Annotated in this window: 21 protein-coding genes; 6 read left to right on the top strand and 15 right to left on the bottom strand. The window is 57.8% G+C overall.

Annotation, left to right across the window (positions count from 1 at the left end; translation table 11 throughout):
• Window positions 1-258 precede the first annotated feature (258 nt).
• The 3 genes from dapD to ALB80_RS21375 form a co-directional block, all read right to left on the bottom strand.
• Window positions 259-1086: a 2,3,4,5-tetrahydropyridine-2,6-dicarboxylate N-succinyltransferase gene (dapD, locus tag ALB80_RS21385; protein ID WP_050606137.1), complete on the bottom strand. Its 828-nt coding sequence runs from the start codon at window positions 1084-1086 to the stop codon at window positions 259-261.
• 108 nt (window positions 1087-1194) lie between these two features.
• Complete coding sequence (locus ALB80_RS21380) at window positions 1195-1794, bottom strand: GntR family transcriptional regulator (protein ID WP_050606136.1); 600 nt, start codon at window positions 1792-1794, stop codon at window positions 1195-1197.
• A 44-nt stretch (window positions 1795-1838) separates the two neighbouring features.
• Window positions 1839-2750 (bottom strand): threonine/serine dehydratase, encoded by a 912-nt coding sequence (locus tag ALB80_RS21375; RefSeq protein WP_050606135.1) that lies wholly within the window; start codon window positions 2748-2750, stop codon window positions 1839-1841.
• 79 nt (window positions 2751-2829) lie between these two features.
• On the opposite strand from ALB80_RS21375, the gene ALB80_RS21370 reads away from it, so the two are divergent.
• Both ALB80_RS21370 and ALB80_RS21365 read left to right on the top strand, forming a co-directional pair.
• Window positions 2830-3672, top strand: coding sequence for a TIGR00730 family Rossman fold protein (locus ALB80_RS21370; RefSeq protein WP_050606134.1), 843 nt, complete (start codon window positions 2830-2832; stop codon window positions 3670-3672).
• Between the two features lie 3 nt (window positions 3673-3675).
• Window positions 3676-4773: a cystathionine gamma-lyase gene (locus ALB80_RS21365; protein WP_050606133.1), complete on the top strand. Its 1098-nt coding sequence runs from the start codon at window positions 3676-3678 to the stop codon at window positions 4771-4773.
• Here ALB80_RS21365 and ALB80_RS21360 read toward each other — a convergent pair whose 3' ends face one another.
• A complete protein-coding gene (locus ALB80_RS21360; protein ID WP_050606132.1) occupies window positions 4774-5157 on the bottom strand; it encodes a hypothetical protein in 384 nt (127 codons plus the stop codon). It lies immediately after the preceding gene.
• Between the two features lie 160 nt (window positions 5158-5317).
• On the opposite strand from ALB80_RS21360, the gene ALB80_RS21355 reads away from it, so the two are divergent.
• The 3 genes from ALB80_RS21355 (at window position 5318) to ALB80_RS21345 (ending at window position 8295) form a co-directional block, all read left to right on the top strand.
• Window positions 5318-6238, top strand: a complete 921-nt coding sequence (locus tag ALB80_RS21355; RefSeq protein WP_050606131.1) for a DnaJ C-terminal domain-containing protein — start codon at window positions 5318-5320, stop codon at window positions 6236-6238.
• A complete protein-coding gene (locus ALB80_RS21350) occupies window positions 6235-6573 on the top strand; it encodes a hypothetical protein (protein WP_050606130.1) in 339 nt (112 codons plus the stop codon). Before ALB80_RS21355 ends, ALB80_RS21350 begins: the two co-directional genes overlap by 4 nt.
• A 63-nt stretch (window positions 6574-6636) precedes the next feature.
• Complete coding sequence (locus tag ALB80_RS21345) at window positions 6637-8295, top strand: U32 family peptidase (protein ID WP_050606129.1); 1659 nt, start codon at window positions 6637-6639, stop codon at window positions 8293-8295.
• Window positions 8296-8301: 6 nt separating this feature from the next.
• Here the strand turns inward: ALB80_RS21345 and ALB80_RS21340 are convergent, their stop codons facing one another.
• The 4 genes from ALB80_RS21340 to ALB80_RS21330 all read right to left on the bottom strand — a co-directional run bounded on the left by ALB80_RS21340 (window position 8302) and on the right by ALB80_RS21330 (window position 11461).
• On the bottom strand, window positions 8302-8922 hold the full coding sequence (locus tag ALB80_RS21340) for a cytochrome P460 family protein (protein WP_050606128.1): 621 nt from the start codon (window positions 8920-8922) through the stop codon (window positions 8302-8304).
• A gap of 305 nt (window positions 8923-9227) precedes the next feature.
• Entirely contained in the window at window positions 9228-10415 is a 1188-nt protein-coding gene (gene rlmN, locus ALB80_RS21335) for a 23S rRNA (adenine(2503)-C(2))-methyltransferase RlmN (RefSeq protein ID WP_050606127.1), read from the bottom strand.
• Window positions 10416-10590: 175 nt separating this feature from the next.
• On the bottom strand, window positions 10591-10758 hold the full coding sequence (locus ALB80_RS22465; protein WP_172677935.1) for a hypothetical protein: 168 nt from the start codon (window positions 10756-10758) through the stop codon (window positions 10591-10593).
• 166 nt (window positions 10759-10924) lie between these two features.
• Window positions 10925-11461: an invasion associated locus B family protein gene (locus ALB80_RS21330; protein ID WP_050606126.1), complete on the bottom strand. Its 537-nt coding sequence runs from the start codon at window positions 11459-11461 to the stop codon at window positions 10925-10927.
• Between the two features lie 178 nt (window positions 11462-11639).
• On the opposite strand from ALB80_RS21330, the gene ALB80_RS21325 reads away from it, so the two are divergent.
• Window positions 11640-12638 (top strand): asparaginase, encoded by a 999-nt coding sequence (locus ALB80_RS21325; protein WP_050606125.1) that lies wholly within the window; start codon window positions 11640-11642, stop codon window positions 12636-12638.
• A gap of 5 nt (window positions 12639-12643) precedes the next feature.
• Here the strand turns inward: ALB80_RS21325 and ALB80_RS21320 are convergent, their stop codons facing one another.
• From ALB80_RS21320 to ALB80_RS21290, 7 genes are all read right to left on the bottom strand, one after another.
• A complete protein-coding gene (locus tag ALB80_RS21320; protein ID WP_050606124.1) occupies window positions 12644-12964 on the bottom strand; it encodes a YciI family protein in 321 nt (106 codons plus the stop codon).
• A gap of 22 nt (window positions 12965-12986) precedes the next feature.
• A complete protein-coding gene (locus tag ALB80_RS21315) occupies window positions 12987-13415 on the bottom strand; it encodes an SRPBCC domain-containing protein (protein ID WP_050606123.1) in 429 nt (142 codons plus the stop codon).
• Window positions 13403-13732, bottom strand: a complete 330-nt coding sequence (locus ALB80_RS21310; protein WP_050606122.1) for a helix-turn-helix transcriptional regulator — start codon at window positions 13730-13732, stop codon at window positions 13403-13405. The genes ALB80_RS21315 and ALB80_RS21310 overlap by 13 nt, the downstream gene beginning before the upstream one ends.
• A 42-nt stretch (window positions 13733-13774) precedes the next feature.
• On the bottom strand, window positions 13775-14653 hold the full coding sequence (serB, locus tag ALB80_RS21305; protein ID WP_050606121.1) for a phosphoserine phosphatase SerB: 879 nt from the start codon (window positions 14651-14653) through the stop codon (window positions 13775-13777).
• 35 nt (window positions 14654-14688) lie between these two features.
• Window positions 14689-15417: a metallophosphoesterase family protein gene (locus ALB80_RS21300; protein WP_050606120.1), complete on the bottom strand. Its 729-nt coding sequence runs from the start codon at window positions 15415-15417 to the stop codon at window positions 14689-14691.
• A gap of 121 nt (window positions 15418-15538) precedes the next feature.
• The gene (gene serA, locus ALB80_RS21295; RefSeq protein ID WP_050606119.1) at window positions 15539-17134 is read right to left on the bottom strand and encodes a phosphoglycerate dehydrogenase; all 1596 of its coding nucleotides are present in this window, start codon (window positions 17132-17134) and stop codon (window positions 15539-15541) included.
• 58 nt (window positions 17135-17192) lie between these two features.
• Entirely contained in the window at window positions 17193-18347 is a 1155-nt protein-coding gene (locus ALB80_RS21290; RefSeq protein ID WP_050606118.1) for a phosphoserine transaminase, read from the bottom strand.
• Window positions 18348-18477: the final 130 nt, after the last annotated feature.

Raw genomic sequence — 18477 nt, 5'->3', positions numbered from 1 at the left:
GGCGAAACCGAAGGTGGTGAAGCTGAAGGCGGTGGCGAAACCGAAGGTGGTGAAGCTGAAGGTGATACGGAAACGAACGCAGGCGAATCAGAAGTTGACGCAATGCAGGGCGAAAACCGCTGATCCATCAGGGGTGGTTGTCTGGGCTAAGCCACATGTTCAAGACTGGCAGCTAACGCTTTCACTTCGCCCGATGCGACCCCTCAAAAAAGACGGCCGGAGCGGATATGCTCCGGCCAATTTATTTTAGCTGAACGATCAGTCGCGCAGCAGCTCGTTGATGCCAGTTTTCGAGCGGGTCTTTTCGTCAACCCGCTTCACGATCACGGCACAGTACAGGCTGATGTTGTTCTTCGAAGGCATCGAACCGGCGACAACCACTGAATAAGGCGGCACCTCGCCATACATGACTTCGCCGGTTTCACGGTCGACAATCTTGGTCGATTTTCCAATGAATACGCCCATCCCCAGGACCGAGCCCTCGCGGACGATGCAGCCCTCGACCACTTCTGAACGCGCACCGATAAAGCAATTGTCTTCGATGATGGTCGGACCCGCCTGCATAGGCTCAAGGACACCACCGATGCCGACGCCACCCGACAGGTGGACGTTCTTGCCGATCTGCGCACAGGATCCGACTGTGGCCCACGTGTCGACCATGGTACCTTCATCGACATAAGCGCCCAGGTTCACGAAAGACGGCATCAGAACGGCGCCCGGCGCGATATAGGCCGACTTGCGAACGACACAGTTCGGCACGGCGCGGAACCCGGCGGCTTGCCACTGGCTTGCATCCCAACCGGCGAACTTGCTGTCCACCTTGTCCCACCAGCCGCCAGCCTGAGGGCCACCGGACTGGATTTCCATATCCTTGATGCGGAAGCCCAGCAGGACCGCTTTCTTGGCCCACTGGTTCACATGCCAGTCGCCATTCGCCTGCTTTTCAGCAACCCGCAGCGACCCGCTGTCCAGCGCGTTCAGCGTTTCCTCGATCGCTTCGCGCTGTTCGCCAGTGGTGGCGGGCGTGATTGTATCGCGCGCCTCCCAGGCGGCTTCGATGGCGGCTTCCAGTTGCGCGTTGGACATGGGGCGTCTCCCTACAGAATCTGTTCGTGTCGGTTTGGCCTATACGCAAGTGGAACCCATGGCGCAATGCGACGAACACGGGTCATTTTGCGTCCGAAACGACCGCAGTCAGCTGGCGCGACGTATATGGCGGGTCAGGATACCTCTTGCGGCGCTCAGATCCTTGCGCTTGAGCGCCTGAACAAGTGCCGCATGGTCCTTGTCTGTCTGCTGAACCCATTTCGACCGCCAATGCGCGAAAAGATGGCGCGCGCTTGCGATATGCAGGTCGTCGATAGCATGTAAAAGCCGAGGCAGCCCGCAGGGTGTCAGGATGGCGCGATGAAACGCTCTGTTCAAAGCTTCCCATTGGGGCATCGACTGCGCCTCATCACAGGCGATGCGCGCACGATCTATCTTTTCCATCGCTACCGGCGACATGTTCTGCACGGATTGCTGTAGCGCCAGAGTTTCCAATGCCACACGCATTTCGATCACCTCACGCACTTCCGCAGGGTCCAGCGCAGTGACCCGCATCCCCCGGCGTGGCTCATGCCGCGCCAATCCATGCGCCTCGAGCCGCAATAAGGCTTCACGCACCGGCACGTGGCTGGTGTCGAAGTCACGGGCTATATGGTCTTGCCGAAGCTTTTCCCCGGCGACCAGTTCTCCGGTGATGATTTTCTGGCTGAGGTTTTTGTAAATTGTGTCGGAAATCGTGGCGGTCATAAATTATAGATAAAATCCGCCACGCTCATTCACAACCCGATAATTCACGCACCAAACGGGTCCGGTGCAATATTGGCACCGCAAACCAAAACGGCCACGCGTTCACCAGGCCCAGGCTGATAAACGCCCGACGTCAAAGCCGCCAACGCCGTGGCACCCGCCGGTTCCACCAAAATACGATGCGCCTGCCAAAGCGCCTTTTGCGCATCTGCAATTGCATCATCTGACACAAGAACCGAGTTCATACCCTGCGCGAGGTCAAAACAGATCTGCCCGATCCGCCGCGCGCCCAATGCGTTTGCTGCAATGCCGGATACGGAAACATCGATCGGTTTACCGGCTTGCAACGCGGCATTCAGCGCGCAAGAGGTTTCGGGCTCGACCGCGACAACCTTGCGCGTGTCGCCAAACCACGCCAACGCGCCAGCGATCAGACCACCGCCACCTACCGCAACCAGAACCGTATCGGCCTGCAGATCCTGCGCGTCCCATTCTGCAAAACAGGTCCCCTGCCCCGCCACCGTGGCCGGCGCGTCATAGGCATGTATCTGCATCGCTCCAGTTTCGGCCTCGTAAGCTTGCGCCTGAGTCAGCGCATTTGCGTATTCGCCGGACACAACGCTCAGGTCTGCGCCGGTTTGCCGGATCAAAGCGATTTTCGAAGGGCCTGCCAGCTCGGGCACGAAAATCTTGGCCGGATAGCCCAGTGTCTGCGCAGCATAAGCTGCTGCCGCACCATGGTTGCCGCCGGACGCTGCAACCACCCCGGCCTGCGGAACATTCATGCTGAGCAAAGTGTTGAACGCACCCCGCGCCTTGAAACTGCCGGTGTGCTGCATGTGTTCCAGCTTCAGGTCAATCGGATAACCTGGAATTCGACTCTCGATAACCGGCGTCACTTGCGCATGTCCGGCGATACGATCTTGCGCTACTGATATTTCGCTCTTCCAATTCATTCTTGTCTTTCCGTGACTGGCACTCTGCCCGCGAACCCTATAGCTGTTTGTCAAACACGCAAGCAGGGATCGATCACCCATGAGAGAAGACCGCCACAGTCCGTTTCGCGATGCGCAGACCGACCGCTCGACCGCGAGTGAGGTTCCGGACACGCCGCAGACGCGTTCACCTGCCTATCGTCTTGCCTTCGCCGATGACGAATTCCTGTGCCGGGACGAACTGCGCCCGGTGCGTCTGCAGCTTGAATTGCTGAAGCCCGAGATGATCATGAGCGAGCGCGAGATCACCTCGACCATCGTCATGTTCGGCGGCGCGCGTATCCCCGAGCCGTCGCAGAAACACACCGCACGGACCGAAACGCTGGCCGGCTTGTCGCAATACTACGACGAGGCGCGTGAATTCGCCCGGTTGATGACCGTGAAGTCGAATGAGACCGGATGTCGTGAGAACGTCATTGTCACCGGCGGTGGCCCCGGCGTGATGGAGGCAGGCAACCGAGGAGCACAGGATGCGGGCGGCTGTTCGATCGGCCTCAATATTGTGCTGCCCCACGAGCAGGCGCCGAACCTCTACGTAACGCCCGACCTCAGCTTCAATTTCCACTACTTCGCCATTCGAAAGATGCACTTCCTGATGCGCGCCCGCGCCATAACCATCTTCCCCGGCGGGTTCGGCACAATGGATGAGCTGTTCGAATCCCTGACCTTGATACAGACCGGCCGGATGGATCGCGTGCCCTTCCTGCTTTTTGGCCGCGAGTTCTGGGAAAAAGTCATCAACTGGGAAGCATTGGCCGATGCTGGCACGATCTCAAACGAGGATCTCGATCTGTTCCGCTTTGTGGACACGGCGCAAGAGGCGGTCGAGATCATCGAGAACTGGGAACCCGCCCCACCGCGCGACGAAATCCCGGGACGCTGAAAGATGGCACCCAAAACCGGAGAAATGCTGCACCTGCGCGGCAATGCGTTGAACAAGGGCGAGCCGGTGGCGCTGCCGCTGACACAAAGCAGCATGTTTCACTTGCCGGGCACCCCTGATGGGCAGGCGAGCTATGGACGGGTCGACAACCCGACCTGGGGGCATCTGGAACATGTCCTGTCGCATTTGGAAGACGCGCCCTGCCTCAGCTTTCCCTCGGGCATGGCAGCGATATCGGCGGCCCTGTTTGCCACGGTGCAAGCCGGGTCGCGCCTTCTGATTCCGTCGGATGGCTATTACGTGACACGCCTTTTGGCGGATCGCTTCCTGTCGCGACTGGGTGTGATTGTCGAGGAGCGCCCCACCACCGATTTTAACACCGGCGGTTTTGACGGGTTCGATGTGGTCTTTGTCGAAAGCCCCTCAAATCCAGGATTAGACATGATCGACCTGACGGCGGTCGCTGATCAGGTACATGCTGCCGGGGGCGTGACCATTGCGGACAACACGACGATGACACCTCTGGGTCAGCGACCTCTGGATCTGGGCATTGATGTTGTTGTTTCCTCAGACACCAAGGCGATGGGCGGGCATTCCGACATGTTGATGGGCCACGTGGCCAGCCGCAACAGCGACATCATGGAACGAGTCGAGGAATGGCGCAGAGTCTCCGGCTCGATCCCCGGACCTCATGAAGCATGGTTGCTGCATCGCGGGCTTGAGACATTGGACGTTCGGTTTGACCGGATGTGCAGCTCCGCTCAGAATCTGGCAGAAAGACTGGCAGCACATCCCGCGGTGAAACAGGTTCGTTACCCCGGGCTGGCCGGTGACCCATCGTACACACTGGCACAAGCGCAAACCACCCGGTTCGGATTTCTCCTGTCTCTGACATTGGAGAGCGAAGACAAAGCCGAAGCCTTCATCAATAGCTGCCCTCTGCTGCGCCCCGCCACGTCGTTCGGAGGCGTCCACAGCTCGGCCGAGCGTCGCGCCCGCTGGGGTGACGATGTTGACGCCGCCTTCATCCGCCTTTCGGTAGGCTGCGAGCCGGCGAGCGAACTGTGGCAGGCCATCGAGGCCAGCCTGAACGCAGTGTGATTACTTCTTGGCTTCGCGCAGTTCTTTGAACACGTAGATCGGCAGCACCACGCTGGCGATCAACGCCCCCAACCAGACCAACAACGTTGCCGCCAGCAGGTTCGAAACACCACCCACGGTCAGCCCAGCGGTGATCAGGTCGGTTACCAGCAGACCCACAAAGGTCACGATCAAAGCGATCCCGCCTTTCAGCGCGGGTGCTTTCTTTTCGCCCAGCTTCAGGATCAGCGGCTCGGCAATCACCTGCACAACGGTGAAGACGATCACGACGATGATGAACGAGATCGGCTTGATCGCGAACCCTGACAGTATCAGCGAGGCAAGCAATAACCCAATGGCATTCCCGGCCAGCAGAGCCAGGGCGGACTTAATTCTGCGCGACATGCGGCGGTCTCCGTCAATCAACAATTAGAAACATGTAGATGTTAACAGACCTGCAGGATTTTTCGAGGCAATTCAATCGCCTCTTCCTTTTGCACCGTTGAAATCGCATGGTAGAACACATTCATCAAGATCAGACTTGCCCCTGACCCGTGAGAGTGAGATGAGCGACGATCCCTATTCTGTTCTTGGCGTTGCAAAAGACGCCAGCGCCACCGAGATCAAGAAAGCCTATCGGCGCATTGCCAAGGAATGCCATCCGGACCTGAAACCCGGTGATGCCGAGGCTGAGGCGAAGTTCAAAGCCGCTGCCGCGGCATATGACCTGCTGAAAGATCCTGAAACACGTGCGCGGTATGACAATGGCGAGATTGACGCATCGGGTCAGGAGCGCCCACAACAACAGTATTACCGCGAATACGCAGAGGCGGCAGGTAACCCCTATCGCGGACGTCAGGCGGATCCTGACGACATGTCCGACATCTTCGCCGAATTCATGCGTGGCCGCGGCGGCTTTGGCGGCCAGCACGGCCAAGAGTTTCACGCACCGGGCCATAATCTGAACTATTCCCTCCAGATCAGCTTTCTGGATGCCGTGTTCGGCGCCAGCCAGAAACTGACGCTGCCTGACGGTGACCGGATCGAGGTGAAAATCCCGGCAGGGATAACCGACGGCCAGACCATCCGCCTGCGCGGCAAAGGGGCAGCGGGCTATGGCGAGGGCCCAGCGGGCGATGCCTTGGTGACTGTTTCGGTCGCCAAACATCCGGTGTTTGACCGTCAAGGCGACGACATCCACATCACATTGCCCATCACCATCGATGAAGCCATTCTGGGCGGTAAAGTCCCGGCCCCCACAATTGATGGCGGTGTGAACGTCAGCGTCCCGGCGGGCACAAGCAGTGGAAAAACTCTGCGATTGCGGGGCAAGGGGGTCAAGAAACGCGGCTCATCGGAACGCGGGGACCAGTTGATCGAACTGACCGTCTCGCTGCCCCACACAATCGATGACGACCTGAAACAGTTCATGGAGACCTGGCGCGAAACGCACAGCTATGATCCGCGGAAAGGAATGCCGTCATGACCCTGACCGAGAAGGAACTGATCGAAGCCGTTGCCCGACTGACCTCGAACCGGCTGACCGAGTATCTGGCGGCTGAAATTGTGATCCCCGAACAATCAGACCAAGGGCTGGTTTATCACAGCATCGACGTCGCTCGGTTGGAACTGGCCTGCGAATTGCACGAGCAATACGACATGGAGGCCGACGCACTATCGATGATGATCTCTTTGATCGATCAGATGCACGGGTTGCGGGCCGAACTGCGCGAGGTTCTGAACGCTGTCGAGGCGCAACCCGAACCGGTGCGCCAGCAACTGGTTGAGGTGATTGGTACAGCGCGATTCCGTCGCAGATAACGGGGTTTTGGACTCGACCCGTTTGGCGTAGAAGGCCGCCTTGATCCTTTGCCAGGTGGCCATATGACCCAGTCCCGATCCGAATTGCTGATGCCCGCGGGCAATCTGCGCAAGCTGAAACTCGCCATCCTCTATGGGGCGGACGCGGTGTATCTGGGCACGCCGGATATGTCGCTGCGCACCAAGTCCGAATTTTCGCTGGAAGAGGTGATCGAAGGGGTCGAGTTCTGCCATAGCCACGGCCGACGCGCATACCTGACGCTGAACCTGTTTTCACACAACAAAGACATCCCGAAGCTGGATGAATACATCGACGCAGTGCGCAAGGTGAAACCCGACGGGTTGATCATTGCCGACCCCGGTGTGTTCCAATATGTCCGCGAACGCGCGCCCGAACTGCCGCTGCATATCTCGACCCAAGCCAATATCTGTTCCTGGCTGTCGGTGAAGTTCTGGCAGGATCAGGGTGCGGAACTTGTGGTTCTGGCGCGCGAAGTCTCGTACCCCGAGTTGGTGGAAATCCGCGAGAAATGCCCTGACATCAAACTTGAGGCTTTTGTTCACGGTGCCATGTGCATGACCTATTCTGGTCGCTGCTTGCTGTCGAATTTCATGGCAGAACGCGGCGCGAACCAGGGCAACTGTGCCAATTCCTGCCGCTGGAACTATGCGCTGAAGCTGCGTCTTAAAGACGGTACGCATCAGGAACTGCGCATTACCGAAGAAAACGCGGACCTGTTTGAGTTTCTGCTGGAAGAAGGTTGCCGCCCCGGTGATCTGATGCCTATCGAAGAGGATGATCGGGGATCATACATCCTGAACTCGCGCGACCTCTGCATCATGCCGAAGCTGGATGAATATCTGAAAATTGGTGTCGACAGCCTCAAGGTCGAAGGGCGCGGCAAGTCGGAATATTATGCTGCCATCGTTGCGCGGGCGTATCGGATGGCCGTCGACGACTACAATGCCGACCCTGAGAACTGGGATCCCAAACCCTATATGCGTGAACTCGAAACCGTCGGAAACCGTGGCTACACACTGGCCTTCCACGAGGGTCGCCTGACCAACTATGCACATGATTATGAACACACGGCCTCAATCGCGCAGTGGGAGTATGCAGGGATCGTCACCGAAGTGACCAAGGACGCCTTTCTGGTCGAGGTGAAGAACAAGCTGGAACCGGGCGACGTGCTGGATTTCGTCTCACCCATCTCGCGCGAAACAGTTCTGCTGCGGGTCTACGACTTCGAACGAGTGGGTGACGGTAAGCGGCTGGACGTGGTGCATGGCAGCACGAAAACTGTTATCCGGCTGCCCTTTACTCTATTCGACCACGAAGACATCGACGACCTGCGCGCGCGCTTCCCGGTTTATTCGGTCCTGCGCAAAGAGCGTGCCCTGACCGATGAACACTGGAGCCGCATCCGTTTCGACAAACTGGTGCAGGGTTTGGAAACCTCCGGCCGCGACAACCCCAACGCCTATGCACGCCGCCGGGACGCGTTGGTCGAAAAGATCGGCGAAGATGGTAACGAATGCCGGTTCAAGACCAACCGTATCGGCACCGAAGGGTGCTGTGGCAAGGGGTGTAACGGGTGTCTGATCTTCTGGCAGGATGAAAAATACGCGCTGGCTCGTGAAGTCCTGTCAAAGCGCAAACAAGGCGAACAACTCAGCCGCCGCGAGGCGACAGAACTGAAGCTGCCAGGCGAACCGGCCTGATCCGGTTCATTCGCTCTTGCGATACTCTTCCGGCACGTAAAACGTATAATCTCGGTCCGCCACCTGTTCGTGGCAGACATGGCAATAGGCCACTTCACCGGCACGGTCACCCAAGGTATCGCCAAAAACCGAGCCATCCGGCAAGACCATGATGTATCGCCAATCCGCTGTGTCCGGGCTGGCACCTTCCGCCAGCTTCTCCATAATGAACATTGCGCCAGGATGTAAGCGACCTTCATCCGTTACTGTCATGCTGTCCTTGGCCAGAACCGATCCCATCGGCAGCTCTTCGCCCTCTTGCAACGTGCCGTAGTTATGCGCCATGCGGTTGGCATAGCTGTTCACAAACCGCTGGCCATGGGTTGCCGATATATAGGGTGCATCGTTGAACAGCGGCCAGCTTTGATAGTTGAGGATCAGGTCCAGTTGCGCAGCGGCATACCCGCGCGCCATGCGCTTATTCAGCGAGCGATAATGGGCCACAGCTTCTTCCTTGCTCAGTTCAGCGGGATTCTCTATCGCGATATGGGCATTTTCGCCGTCAGCCACCACCAGCCCCGCAGTAAGCACAACAACAAGAAGAGCAGCCGCACTTTGTCGCAGAATTTTTTGAAGATTCGAGTCCATTACATTGACCCACCTGAAAATCAGTTCGCCCGAGCACGGCTTGGAAGCTCTTCTCTCACTCTATCGGCTTCGAAATAACTTGCCAGCTATGGTCCGGTAATCTCACCGCCTTGTGCGTCGAATTGAGAATACACGGGCAGTGCCGGATATCACAAACATAGCAAATTGCGCATGTGGTTTCAGCACCTGAAACATTAAGTTTACAGGCACACCTATGGCGTGCAGAAAGTAACCCCGAACAAGCGAAGCGCGATCCGGTTACACAGCGGAAACCAGACGGCCACCCAGCTTGCAAGGCAGGGGGTTTACTTGCTCAAACCGGCTTCCGCCTCGATCTGCTTGCGCGATTTGCGGGCACGTTCCGTGGCAGATTTCAGTTGCCCACAAGCAGCCATGATATCCTCGCCCCGCGTCTTGCGAATGGGCGAAGCATATCCCGCGTGGTAGATGATATTCGCAAATGCCCGGATGCGATTGTTAGAGCTGCGCTTGTACGGTGCGCCGGGCCATTCGTTGAACGGGATCAGATTGATCTTGGCCGGGATGTTGTGACGTTTGATGTGGTCGATCAGGCGGTGCGCGTCCTCGTCACTGTCGTTCACACCATCTAGCATCACATATTCAAAGGTGATCCGTTCAGAGTTTGACACATTGGGATAACTGGCCAAGGCTTCCAGAAGTTCCTCGATGTTCCAACGCTTGTTGATCGGCACCAGAACGTCGCGGGTTTCGTCCGTGGTTGCGTGGAACGAGATCGCCAGCAGGCAGCCGATTTCCTTGGCCGTGCGCGCAATCTCGGGCACAACACCCGAGGTTGAAAGCGTAATACGGCGACGTGAAAGCGAAATCCCTTCGGGGTCCATGGCGATCTTCATCGCGTCACGGACGTTTTCGAAATTATAAAGCGGCTCGCCCATGCCCATCAGAACGATGTTTGACAACAGGCGGGTTTCATCCTTGGGCGCGCCGGGAACCGGCCATTCGTCAAGATCATCGCGGGCCATCATCACCTGACCGACGATCTCGGCCGCTGTCAGGTTGCGCACCAGCTTCTGCGTGCCGGTGTGGCAGAATGAGCAGGTCAGAGTGCATCCGACCTGAGACGAGATGCACAACGTACCGCGATCTTCTTCGGGGATATAAACGACTTCGACCTCATGCCCGCCTGCGATACGGCACAGATACTTGCGGGTTCCGTCCTCGGACACCTGACGTGTCACAACTTCGGGAATTTCGATCACGAAGTGCTCAGCCAGTTGCACACGATAGGCCTTGGCCAGGTTGGTCATCTCGGCAAAGTCACGCACACCCCATTGATAGATCCACTGCCATATCTGCCCGGTGCGCATGTTGGCCTGTTTTTCTGGAGTGCAATGTTCGATCAGAACGGCACGCAACTGGTCGCGAGTCAGCCCGACAAGGTTGATCTTTCCCTCGGGCAATTTGCGGGGGATAGTCAGGACATCTTGAGTGATCGGCGCATTGGGCGACATTTTAGGCTCTCTGAGGCGTATCTCGAAGGATTCTGGCTTGGGATGCGCCTCTATATAGGAACCTTTGCAAAGATCAAAAGGATTCGTCACAATCGGCGGGCTTCTACAGAAAAGCCGCAGCAACAGAGTCACTGCGGCTTTTATCTTTTTTCAATCCGCGCAGATCAAAGCCCGTTCAAACACCTGCAGGCGGAACATAGCAATCTTCGGCGTCCAAAGTTTTAACCGGGTCTTCCGGTCCGCATTGTTCGCCAGTCACCGGATATGTCTCACCTTTGTTATCACAAGCGCTCAGCCACATGGCCGAGATCATCATGAGCGAAGCAAGAAATTTGTTCAGCATCAGGGCAACTCCTACGTTTCCTCTGAACTAATTAGTTCAGAAACGATCGGTGCTTGCTTTGATACGGATCAAATGCAGGCGCGGACGTGGCGTAAAGCTAGCATGCCGAATGGCATCAACACAAAAGCCCCGCCAGACGACGGGGCTTTCACTAGAAAACACCGGCTTAATTGGTGCAGCGCTTCTTGGCGTCGTCGATCGCCGCAGTAAAGCCCAACAGTGAGAACGTGTCTTTTGTCTGCGTCCCGCGTTCCGAGCGGGCAGTCAAAACAGCCTCGTTTCCGCTCTTCATCGCCTCGATGACTTTTGGCTCCTGCCCTTGCGTTGAAGGCCAGGCCCATTCGCCATCGGTGATGAATTCGAATTCGGATTCGTCGATCTTGACGTTGACGGTCGAGCCCGCCGCAAAGGGATAGCCGCCGGTGAATGACACCGTTCCGGACACGTCATCGCCTGGTCGAAACACCACGAACAGCAAAATATCGCTACGCCGCACAGAAACCACGCGACCTCCGCGAGTGTTAACGGTTTCGTCCGGGGTTGCGACGCTCCAGCATTCAGCGGGGTCTTCTTCTACAAAGACGCTCCAATCTGTCTTGACCGCAACACGGTTGGTGCTGCTTGCCTGCTGAGCGATTGCGGTTGTCGCGACGGTCCCTGCCACTGACAGCCCCGCGATCACACGAACGAGCATTGATCCCATTTGTCCAGCCTCCTAGCTCGACCTATACCTCAAACCCATCGGACATGACTGCGAACCCTGCCGGTTCGTCTATTCCGTTGCGTATTCCGATGATTGCCGACATACACACACTAACGCAGGTTTCGCCACAGGCGAAAGGGCGATTGGCAGAATTTTGCGCATAATTTCGGAGGTCCAGATGACGCAGCCCGTACCGATGACAGAACTGTGGCGCGGGTCTCTGCTGGAAAGCCTGCATCTGGGTCACGCAGTGGTTTGCGATGACGCGGGTCAGATCGTGCACAGCTGGGGTGACCCTCAGGCAATTGTCTATCCACGGTCGTCCGCCAAGATGATTCAGGCACTTCCGCTGGTCACATCCGGTGCGGCGGCAAAATACGGGCTGACCAGCGAACATCTGGCGCTGGCCTGCGCGTCGCATAATGGGGCTGCAATTCACACGGACCGTGTAACCGCCTGGCTGGATCACCTGGGGCTGAGTGAACACGACTTGCGCTGCGGCCCGCAGGAACCTGCAGATACGGCTGCACGCGACAGGCTGATTCTGGCCGACGATACACCCTGTCAGATTCATAATAATTGCTCGGGCAAGCATTGCGGGTTTCTGACGCTGGGCCAGCACATGGGCGCGGGCCCGGAGTATCTTGAAATTTATCACCCTGTGCAGCAAGCCTGCCTTTCGGCATTTGAGGAGACCACGGGTGAGACCAGCCCGGGTTACGGCATCGACGGGTGCTCGGCCCCGAATTTCGCAACATCACTAACCGGTCTGGCCCGGTCGATGGCTTGGTTTGCTTCAGCCGCAGACCGGTCCGACCGCTCCAGCGATGCGGCGGCGCAACTGGTTGCGGCTATGGTCAAACACCCTGAACTGGTCGCGGGTGAGACCCGCGCCTGCACCGAGTTGATGCGCGCGATGAACGGACGTGTTGCGATCAAGACCGGGGCCGAGGCCGTGTTTGTCGCCATCATCCCGGAAAAACGCATGGGAATTGCACTGAAGATCACTGATGGCACCACCCGCGCCAGCGAATGCGCGATTGCCGCGATACTCGTCAGCCTTGGTGTGCTGGAGGCCGATCACCCGGCCACCCGCAAATTCATGAACGCCACGCAATACAGCCGCCGGGGGCTGGAATGTGGCGTGATCAAACCTGCGCCAGGCTTCCCCGGCTAAAGCCCTTACATCTCGATCTCATGTACCTCGGCCACTTCAACCGAGCCCGAACCATTGACGACCATCGGACATCCCTTGGCCATCTCGGTCGCGGCGTCGATGCTGTCGGCTTTGATCACCGTGAAGCCTGAGGCCGGGTTTGCACCGCCATTGTCGACAACCCCGCTGCTGCTTACGGTATAGGATTGTCCGACCGGGTTGCCGGGGATGTCGAGGGCTTCGCCCAAATTTTGAAACCATGCGCCCCAGGCGGCCATGGTCGCCTCAATCTCGGCGGGGTCGGTTGGGGTGTGACCCCCGTGATAGACAAACAAAAATTGGGGCATGTCGCTCCTCCCTTATGAAAACCTATTTGCAAAGTGCTTCGAGTTTGCGCAGCGAAGAGGTCCAACCTTGATTGTGGTTCGCAGCCGCTTCGGTATCGACCAGTTCCCGGTGATCCAGCCTAAGTCGTGATCCGGTGCTTGTCGCCGCGACCGACAAGGTCACGTGGCTTTCGGCGCCACGCTGATCCTGATCATCATGCCACCCCCAGGTGAACCCAACCGATTTGGGCGGATCGACATGCGTGACGTGACCTGAGACTTTGTATTGCTGCCCCTCGCCGTTTTCCATCACCGAAAACCAGGGGCCGGTGCGTGAAAAATCCAGATTATGCTCGGGCACGTGCATCCCTTCTGGACCCCACCATTGCAATAACCTGCTGCCGTCGCTGATCCATGCAAACAATTCTTCGGGGCTGACGGGGAATTCCCGTTCCAGTTTCAGGTCGGCCATGAATTCTCCCTTTCGATAATATCACTCAGACGATCCAGGCTGCCTTCCCAGAATTGTCGCTTGGAAATGGTCCAGTTGGCAATCATCCGCAGCCCTTCGGATCGGATCGAATACATCCGCTGCGCGCCTTGAACGCGCTGCTGCACCAGCCCTGCTTCGCGCAGCACCTTCAGGTGGCGCGAGATTGCGGCACCTGATACGCCGCGCCCTTCGATCAGGTCACCAGCGGGCAACTCGCCTTGATCCATCAATTGCTCGACAATCGAGAATCGGGTGGCGTCGGACAATGCTGAGAAAGTGGTCAGAAGCGTGCTCATGATTTTTATTTAACACAAATGTTAAATAAAAGATAGCCTCGGTTATTCGCCTGCAAAATCAGCGCGGCTGTAGCCTTGTAGATAAAGCAGTGCCGTCAAGTCACCGTGATTCACCCGCACATCGCATTGGGCGGCAACCGAAGGCTTGGCATGAAGGGCAACTCCGGTTCCGGCCCGGCCCAGCATTCCAAGGTCATTGGCCCCGTCACCTACTGCAATCACATCGTTTTCAGACAACCCAAGTCGGGTTGATATCTGTTCCAATGCTTCGATTTTGGCCTGACGCCCCAAAATGGGGCGCGCCACGTCTCCGGTCAGCTTGCCGTCTTTAGCCAACAGCGTATTGGCCCGGTTTTCGTCGAACCCAAGCATCTCGGCCACTCGCGCGGTGAAAGCTGTAAATCCGCCGGACACCAGCGCCGCGTAAGCTCCGTTCGCCCGCATTGTGGCCAGCAACACCTTGCCCCCTGGCATTAAGGTAATCCGCTCGTTCAGAACTTTGCCGATCACATGTTCATCCAAGTCCTTGAGCAACCCAACCCGCTCGATCAGAGCCCCCTCGAAATCCAGCTCTCCGTTCATGGCACGAGCCGTGATGTCCTTGACCCGGTCGCCGACGCCAGCCTCATCCGCCAGCTCATCGATGCATTCCTGCTGGATCATCGTGCTGTCCATATCGGCCAGCAGCATCTGTTTGCGCCGCCCGTCTACAGGCTGCACAATTAAGTCCACGCCCATCCCCTGCAGGTCGGCCCAAACATCCCAGCGATTGTAGGGTATGTCGCTCAGTTCGAACTCTACCGCCTCATCCGGGCTGAGCCAGACAACATCCCCACCGCCCCACGCGTTGCGCAGTGTTTCGGGCAAGGCGCGATCCAGCGAAGGCGCGGCCGGGTTGGTCAGCAAAGTTGCGACATACATAATCTATCTCCAGTGTCTTACCCGAGCGATGTAACTCAGGGCGTCAATGGCAAGCGGCCCTGTTCGGTCAATTCCCAGCAGATCCGCCCTTCGAACACGGCAACGCCCACCGGGCGCCCATACCCGGCCCCAGTATCCAGGTTGACGCGATTGCCGTAATGCATCGCCTGATCCACGGGCGTATGGCCATGCACGATCAGCTTGGGGTGCGGGCCTTTATGTTGGTGAAAATCCTGCCTGATCCAAACCAGATCACTTGCCCGCTGTTCATTGAGCGGCACACCTGGGCGGATACCGGCGTGCACAAAGGCAAGCTCGGGCGTCTGGTGCATCAGCACAAGATCGCGCAGAAAGGTCAGGTGCGATTTCGGCACAGCCGTCTGCGCCATCTGATGCAGCTCTTCCAGACGGATCCGGCCTTCGAATTCGACCCCGTAACTACGCAGGGTCTCGATCCCGCCCAGCCGGTCATGCAGCCAATGGTACCCCACAAGCAAATGCGGATCGTGACGCGGGGTGTCCTCCATGAACCAGGCAAACATACGGTCGTGATTGCCCAGTAAGGTGATCCAGTTCCGGCCAGCATCGCGCCCGGCGATCAGGTGATCAATCAAGCCCCGACTATCAGGGCCGCGATCCACGTAATCACCCAGAAACACAATCTGCGCATCAGGTCCGCCATCGTGTTGGATCAGAGACAGCGCACGCTCCAGTTCAGGAACCTGCCCGTGCAGATCACCAATAGCATAGACAGGCTGTGTCATAGACATCCTCCGCCGGTAAGGTTCAGCTCGCTTGTGCCTCAGATCCAGGTTTGAGAGAACAAAGGACCCGGGTCTTTGCAAAACCGGGTCCTGAACTGTTTCTCAAACTCAACAAGCCGCGTCAGGCGACATCAAACACCAACGGTTTGATCTGCGTGAACAGACCCGTTTCCGCCAGCTTGGCCCGCGCCGCAGCCGGAACCGGTTCGTCGACATAGAGCAATGCAATCGCCTCGCCTCCGGCCTCGGACCGGCCAAGGGTGAAGTTCGCGATATTGACGTCGTGCTCACCCATGGTCTGACCCAGAGCACCGATGATGCCAGGCACATCTTCGTTGGTCGTATACAGCATGTGGGCGCCGACCTCGGCATCGATATTGATGCCTTTGATCTGGATAAAGCGCGGTTTGCCGTCACTGAACACGGTGCCACCGATCGAACGTTCGCGCTTGTCGGTCACAACGGTGACTTTGATATAACCCTCGAACGCACCCGATTTGTCCTGATTGGTGGTCGAGATCTTGATCCCGCGCTCTTTAGCGACAACAGGGGCCGAAACCATGTTCACCTCGGGGTTGAACTTTTTCATGATCCCGGCGACCACGGCGCAATTCAACGCGGCGAGGTTCATTTCAGCGGCCACACCATCGTAAAGAATGTTGATCGCCTTGACCGGCTCATCCGTCATCTGACCAATGAAGCTGCCCAGATGCCCGGCCAGCTTGATCCACGGACCCATGACCTTGGCTTCTTCTGCCGTCACACTGGGCATGTTCAATGCATTTTCAACCGCGCCTGTCAGCAGGTAGTTCGAAATCTGCTCGGCGACCTGCAGCGCCACATTCTCCTGCGCTTCGGTCGTCGCCGCACCAAGGTGCGGTGTGCAGACCACGTTGGGCAGGTTGAACAGGGCGTTGTCTTTGGCCGGTTCCTCGCTGAAAACGTCAAACGCGGCACCGGCAACTTGACCGGATTGCAGTGCTTCGGCCAACGCATCTTCATCAACCAGACCACCACGGGCGCAGTTGATGATACGAACGCCTTTCTTGGTTTTTGCCAGGTTTTCACGGCTCAGAATGTTGCGGGTCTGGTCGGTCAGCGGCACGTGCAAAGTGATGAAGTCGGCGCGCGACAGCAACTCGTCCAGTTCAACCTTTTCCACGCCCATTTGCGCGGCTTTCTCTTCGCCCAGATAGGGATCATAAGCGACAACCTTCATCTTCAGACCAAGGGCGCGCTCGCAAACAATGCCGCCAATGTTCCCTGCACCAATGACACCGAGGGTCTTGTTGGTCAGTTCGATCCCCATGAATTTGGACTTCTCCCACTTACCCGCATGGGTCGAGGTGGAGGCTTCGGGGATTTGTCGCGCCACGGCAAACATCATCGCAATCGCATGTTCTGCGGTCGTAATCATGTTGCCGAACGGCGTGTTCATCACGATCACGCCTTTTTTCGACGCCGCATCCTTGTCGATATTATCCGTGCCGATCCCGGCGCGGCCAATGACCTTCAGCTTGTCGGCTTTCTCCAAGATGGTCGGTGTGACCTTGGTGGCCGAGCGTATGGCAAGGCCGTCATATTGACCGATCACCTCGGCCAGCTTGTCTTTGTCCTTGCCCAGATCGGGCATGAAATCCACGTCGATGCCACGGTCGCGGAAGATCTGCACGGCGGTTTCGCTGAGCTTGTCAGATACGAGTACTTTGGGGGCCATGTTCTCTGGTCCTTGAATTGTATGGAAGGTCCGGGCCTTGGACGGCCCGGCAAAAAGGTCAGGCAGCTTCGGCTTGCGCCGCAATCTCGGCCTCGAAGGCCCATGCCAGCCAGGGCAGCATCGCCTCGATATCCGAGGTTTCGACCGTGCCGCCGCACCAGATGCGCAATCCGGGGGGTGCATCGCGATAGGCCCCGATATCCAGCGCAATACTTTCAGCCTCCAGCCGTTTAGCCACGGCCTTGGCAAATGCCGCACCGTCCTGAATTCGGGCGTCGGTGAACTTCAGGCAGACGGATGTGTTCGACTGTGTCGCCGTATCTTCGGCCAGATTGGCAATCCAGTTGTTCTGATCGCAAAAAGCGTGCACCGCTCCGGCATTGGCATCTGCACGGGCGATCAGCCCCTGCAATCCTCCGACCGAGCGCGCCCAATCCAGCGCAAACAGATAATCCTCAACCGCCAGCATTGAGGGCGTGTTGATCGTGGCACCGGTAAAGATGCCTTCAATCAGCTTGCCACCTTTGGTCAGGCGGAAAATCTTGGGCAACGGCCACGCGGGGGTGTAGCTTTCCAACCGCTCCACAGCACGGGGCGACAGGATCAGCATCCCATGGGCTGCTTCACCGCCCAGCACTTTCTGCCAGCTGAAGGTGGTTACATCCAGCTTGTCCCAGGGCAGGTCCATCGCAAAAGCCGCCGATGTTGCATCACAGATCGTCAGTCCCTGGCGGTCATCGGCAATCCAATCGCCATTTGGCACTCGCACACCTGAGGTCGTACCGTTCCATGTAAAGACAACATCGTTCGCGAAATCGACAGAACCCAGATCGGCCATCTGCCCATAGTCTGCGGTCTTGACCTCAGCATCGATCTTAAGCTGCTTGATCACATCCGTGACCCAGCCTGAACCAAAGCTCTCCCAGGCCAACATCTCGGCCTTGCGTTCACCCAGTAGCGACCACAGCGCCATCTCGACCGCGCCGGTGTCCGAGGCGGGGACGATGCCTATGCGGTAATCCTCAGGAATACCCAAAATCTCGCGCGTGCCTTCAATGGCTGCCTTTAGCTTGTCTTTGCCGACAGCGGCACGGTGCGACCGCCCCAGGGCGGCATCGGCCAGTTTGGTCAAATCAAATGTGGGGGGTTTGGCGCAGGGGCCCGAAGAAAAACGCGGATTTGCCGGCCGCGTCGCCGGTTGTTCGATCGTCATGTGTATTACCCTTCCAGATACACGCCCCTCGTTGGGGAGGGGTGTCCCACGCACAGGGCTATGGGTCCTTCGCACCCGCAGCAAGCGGAAAAGACGCTTCGTTGAGTGAAAACGACATCTAAAGAGGGCT

The sequence above is a fragment of the Ruegeria sp. 6PALISEP08 genome, assembly GCF_001238295.1.
Lineage (GTDB): Bacteria > Pseudomonadota > Alphaproteobacteria > Rhodobacterales > Rhodobacteraceae > Ruegeria.
Note: the sequence above shows the minus strand (reverse complement) of the source record. Positions and strands in the feature narration are given on the sequence as shown.

Excerpts from the sequence above, each read along its gene's own strand:
- ALB80_RS21310 (WP_050606122.1), bottom strand. The coding sequence starts at position 13,732 with ATGAGCACGCTTCTGACCACTTTCTCAGCATTGTCCGACGCCACCCGA.
- serB (WP_050606121.1), bottom strand. The coding sequence starts at position 14,653 with ATGTATGTCGCAACTTTGCTGACCAACCCGGCCGCGCCTTCGCTGGAT.
- ALB80_RS21380 (WP_050606136.1), bottom strand. The coding sequence starts at position 1,794 with ATGACCGCCACGATTTCCGACACAATTTACAAAAACCTCAGCCAGAAA.
- ALB80_RS21375 (WP_050606135.1), bottom strand. The coding sequence starts at position 2,750 with ATGAATTGGAAGAGCGAAATATCAGTAGCGCAAGATCGTATCGCCGGA.
- ALB80_RS22465 (WP_172677935.1), bottom strand. The coding sequence starts at position 10,758 with ATGCTGAACAAATTTCTTGCTTCGCTCATGATGATCTCGGCCATGTGG.
- ALB80_RS21325 (WP_050606125.1), top strand. The coding sequence starts at position 11,640 with ATGACGCAGCCCGTACCGATGACAGAACTGTGGCGCGGGTCTCTGCTG.
- dapD (WP_050606137.1), bottom strand. The coding sequence starts at position 1,086 with ATGTCCAACGCGCAACTGGAAGCCGCCATCGAAGCCGCCTGGGAGGCG.
- ALB80_RS21290 (WP_050606118.1), bottom strand. The coding sequence starts at position 18,347 with ATGACGATCGAACAACCGGCGACGCGGCCGGCAAATCCGCGTTTTTCT.
- serA (WP_050606119.1), bottom strand. The coding sequence starts at position 17,134 with ATGGCCCCCAAAGTACTCGTATCTGACAAGCTCAGCGAAACCGCCGTG.
- ALB80_RS21300 (WP_050606120.1), bottom strand. The coding sequence starts at position 15,417 with ATGACACAGCCTGTCTATGCTATTGGTGATCTGCACGGGCAGGTTCCT.
- ALB80_RS21365 (WP_050606133.1), top strand. The coding sequence starts at position 3,676 with ATGGCACCCAAAACCGGAGAAATGCTGCACCTGCGCGGCAATGCGTTG.
- ALB80_RS21315 (WP_050606123.1), bottom strand. The coding sequence starts at position 13,415 with ATGGCCGACCTGAAACTGGAACGGGAATTCCCCGTCAGCCCCGAAGAA.
- rlmN (WP_050606127.1), bottom strand. The coding sequence starts at position 10,415 with ATGTCGCCCAATGCGCCGATCACTCAAGATGTCCTGACTATCCCCCGC.
- ALB80_RS21350 (WP_050606130.1), top strand. The coding sequence starts at position 6,235 with ATGACCCTGACCGAGAAGGAACTGATCGAAGCCGTTGCCCGACTGACC.
- ALB80_RS21330 (WP_050606126.1), bottom strand. The coding sequence starts at position 11,461 with ATGGGATCAATGCTCGTTCGTGTGATCGCGGGGCTGTCAGTGGCAGGG.
- ALB80_RS21355 (WP_050606131.1), top strand. The coding sequence starts at position 5,318 with ATGAGCGACGATCCCTATTCTGTTCTTGGCGTTGCAAAAGACGCCAGC.
- ALB80_RS21370 (WP_050606134.1), top strand. The coding sequence starts at position 2,830 with ATGAGAGAAGACCGCCACAGTCCGTTTCGCGATGCGCAGACCGACCGC.
- ALB80_RS21340 (WP_050606128.1), bottom strand. The coding sequence starts at position 8,922 with ATGGACTCGAATCTTCAAAAAATTCTGCGACAAAGTGCGGCTGCTCTT.
- ALB80_RS21360 (WP_050606132.1), bottom strand. The coding sequence starts at position 5,157 with ATGTCGCGCAGAATTAAGTCCGCCCTGGCTCTGCTGGCCGGGAATGCC.
- ALB80_RS21345 (WP_050606129.1), top strand. The coding sequence starts at position 6,637 with ATGACCCAGTCCCGATCCGAATTGCTGATGCCCGCGGGCAATCTGCGC.
- ALB80_RS21320 (WP_050606124.1), bottom strand. The coding sequence starts at position 12,964 with ATGCCCCAATTTTTGTTTGTCTATCACGGGGGTCACACCCCAACCGAC.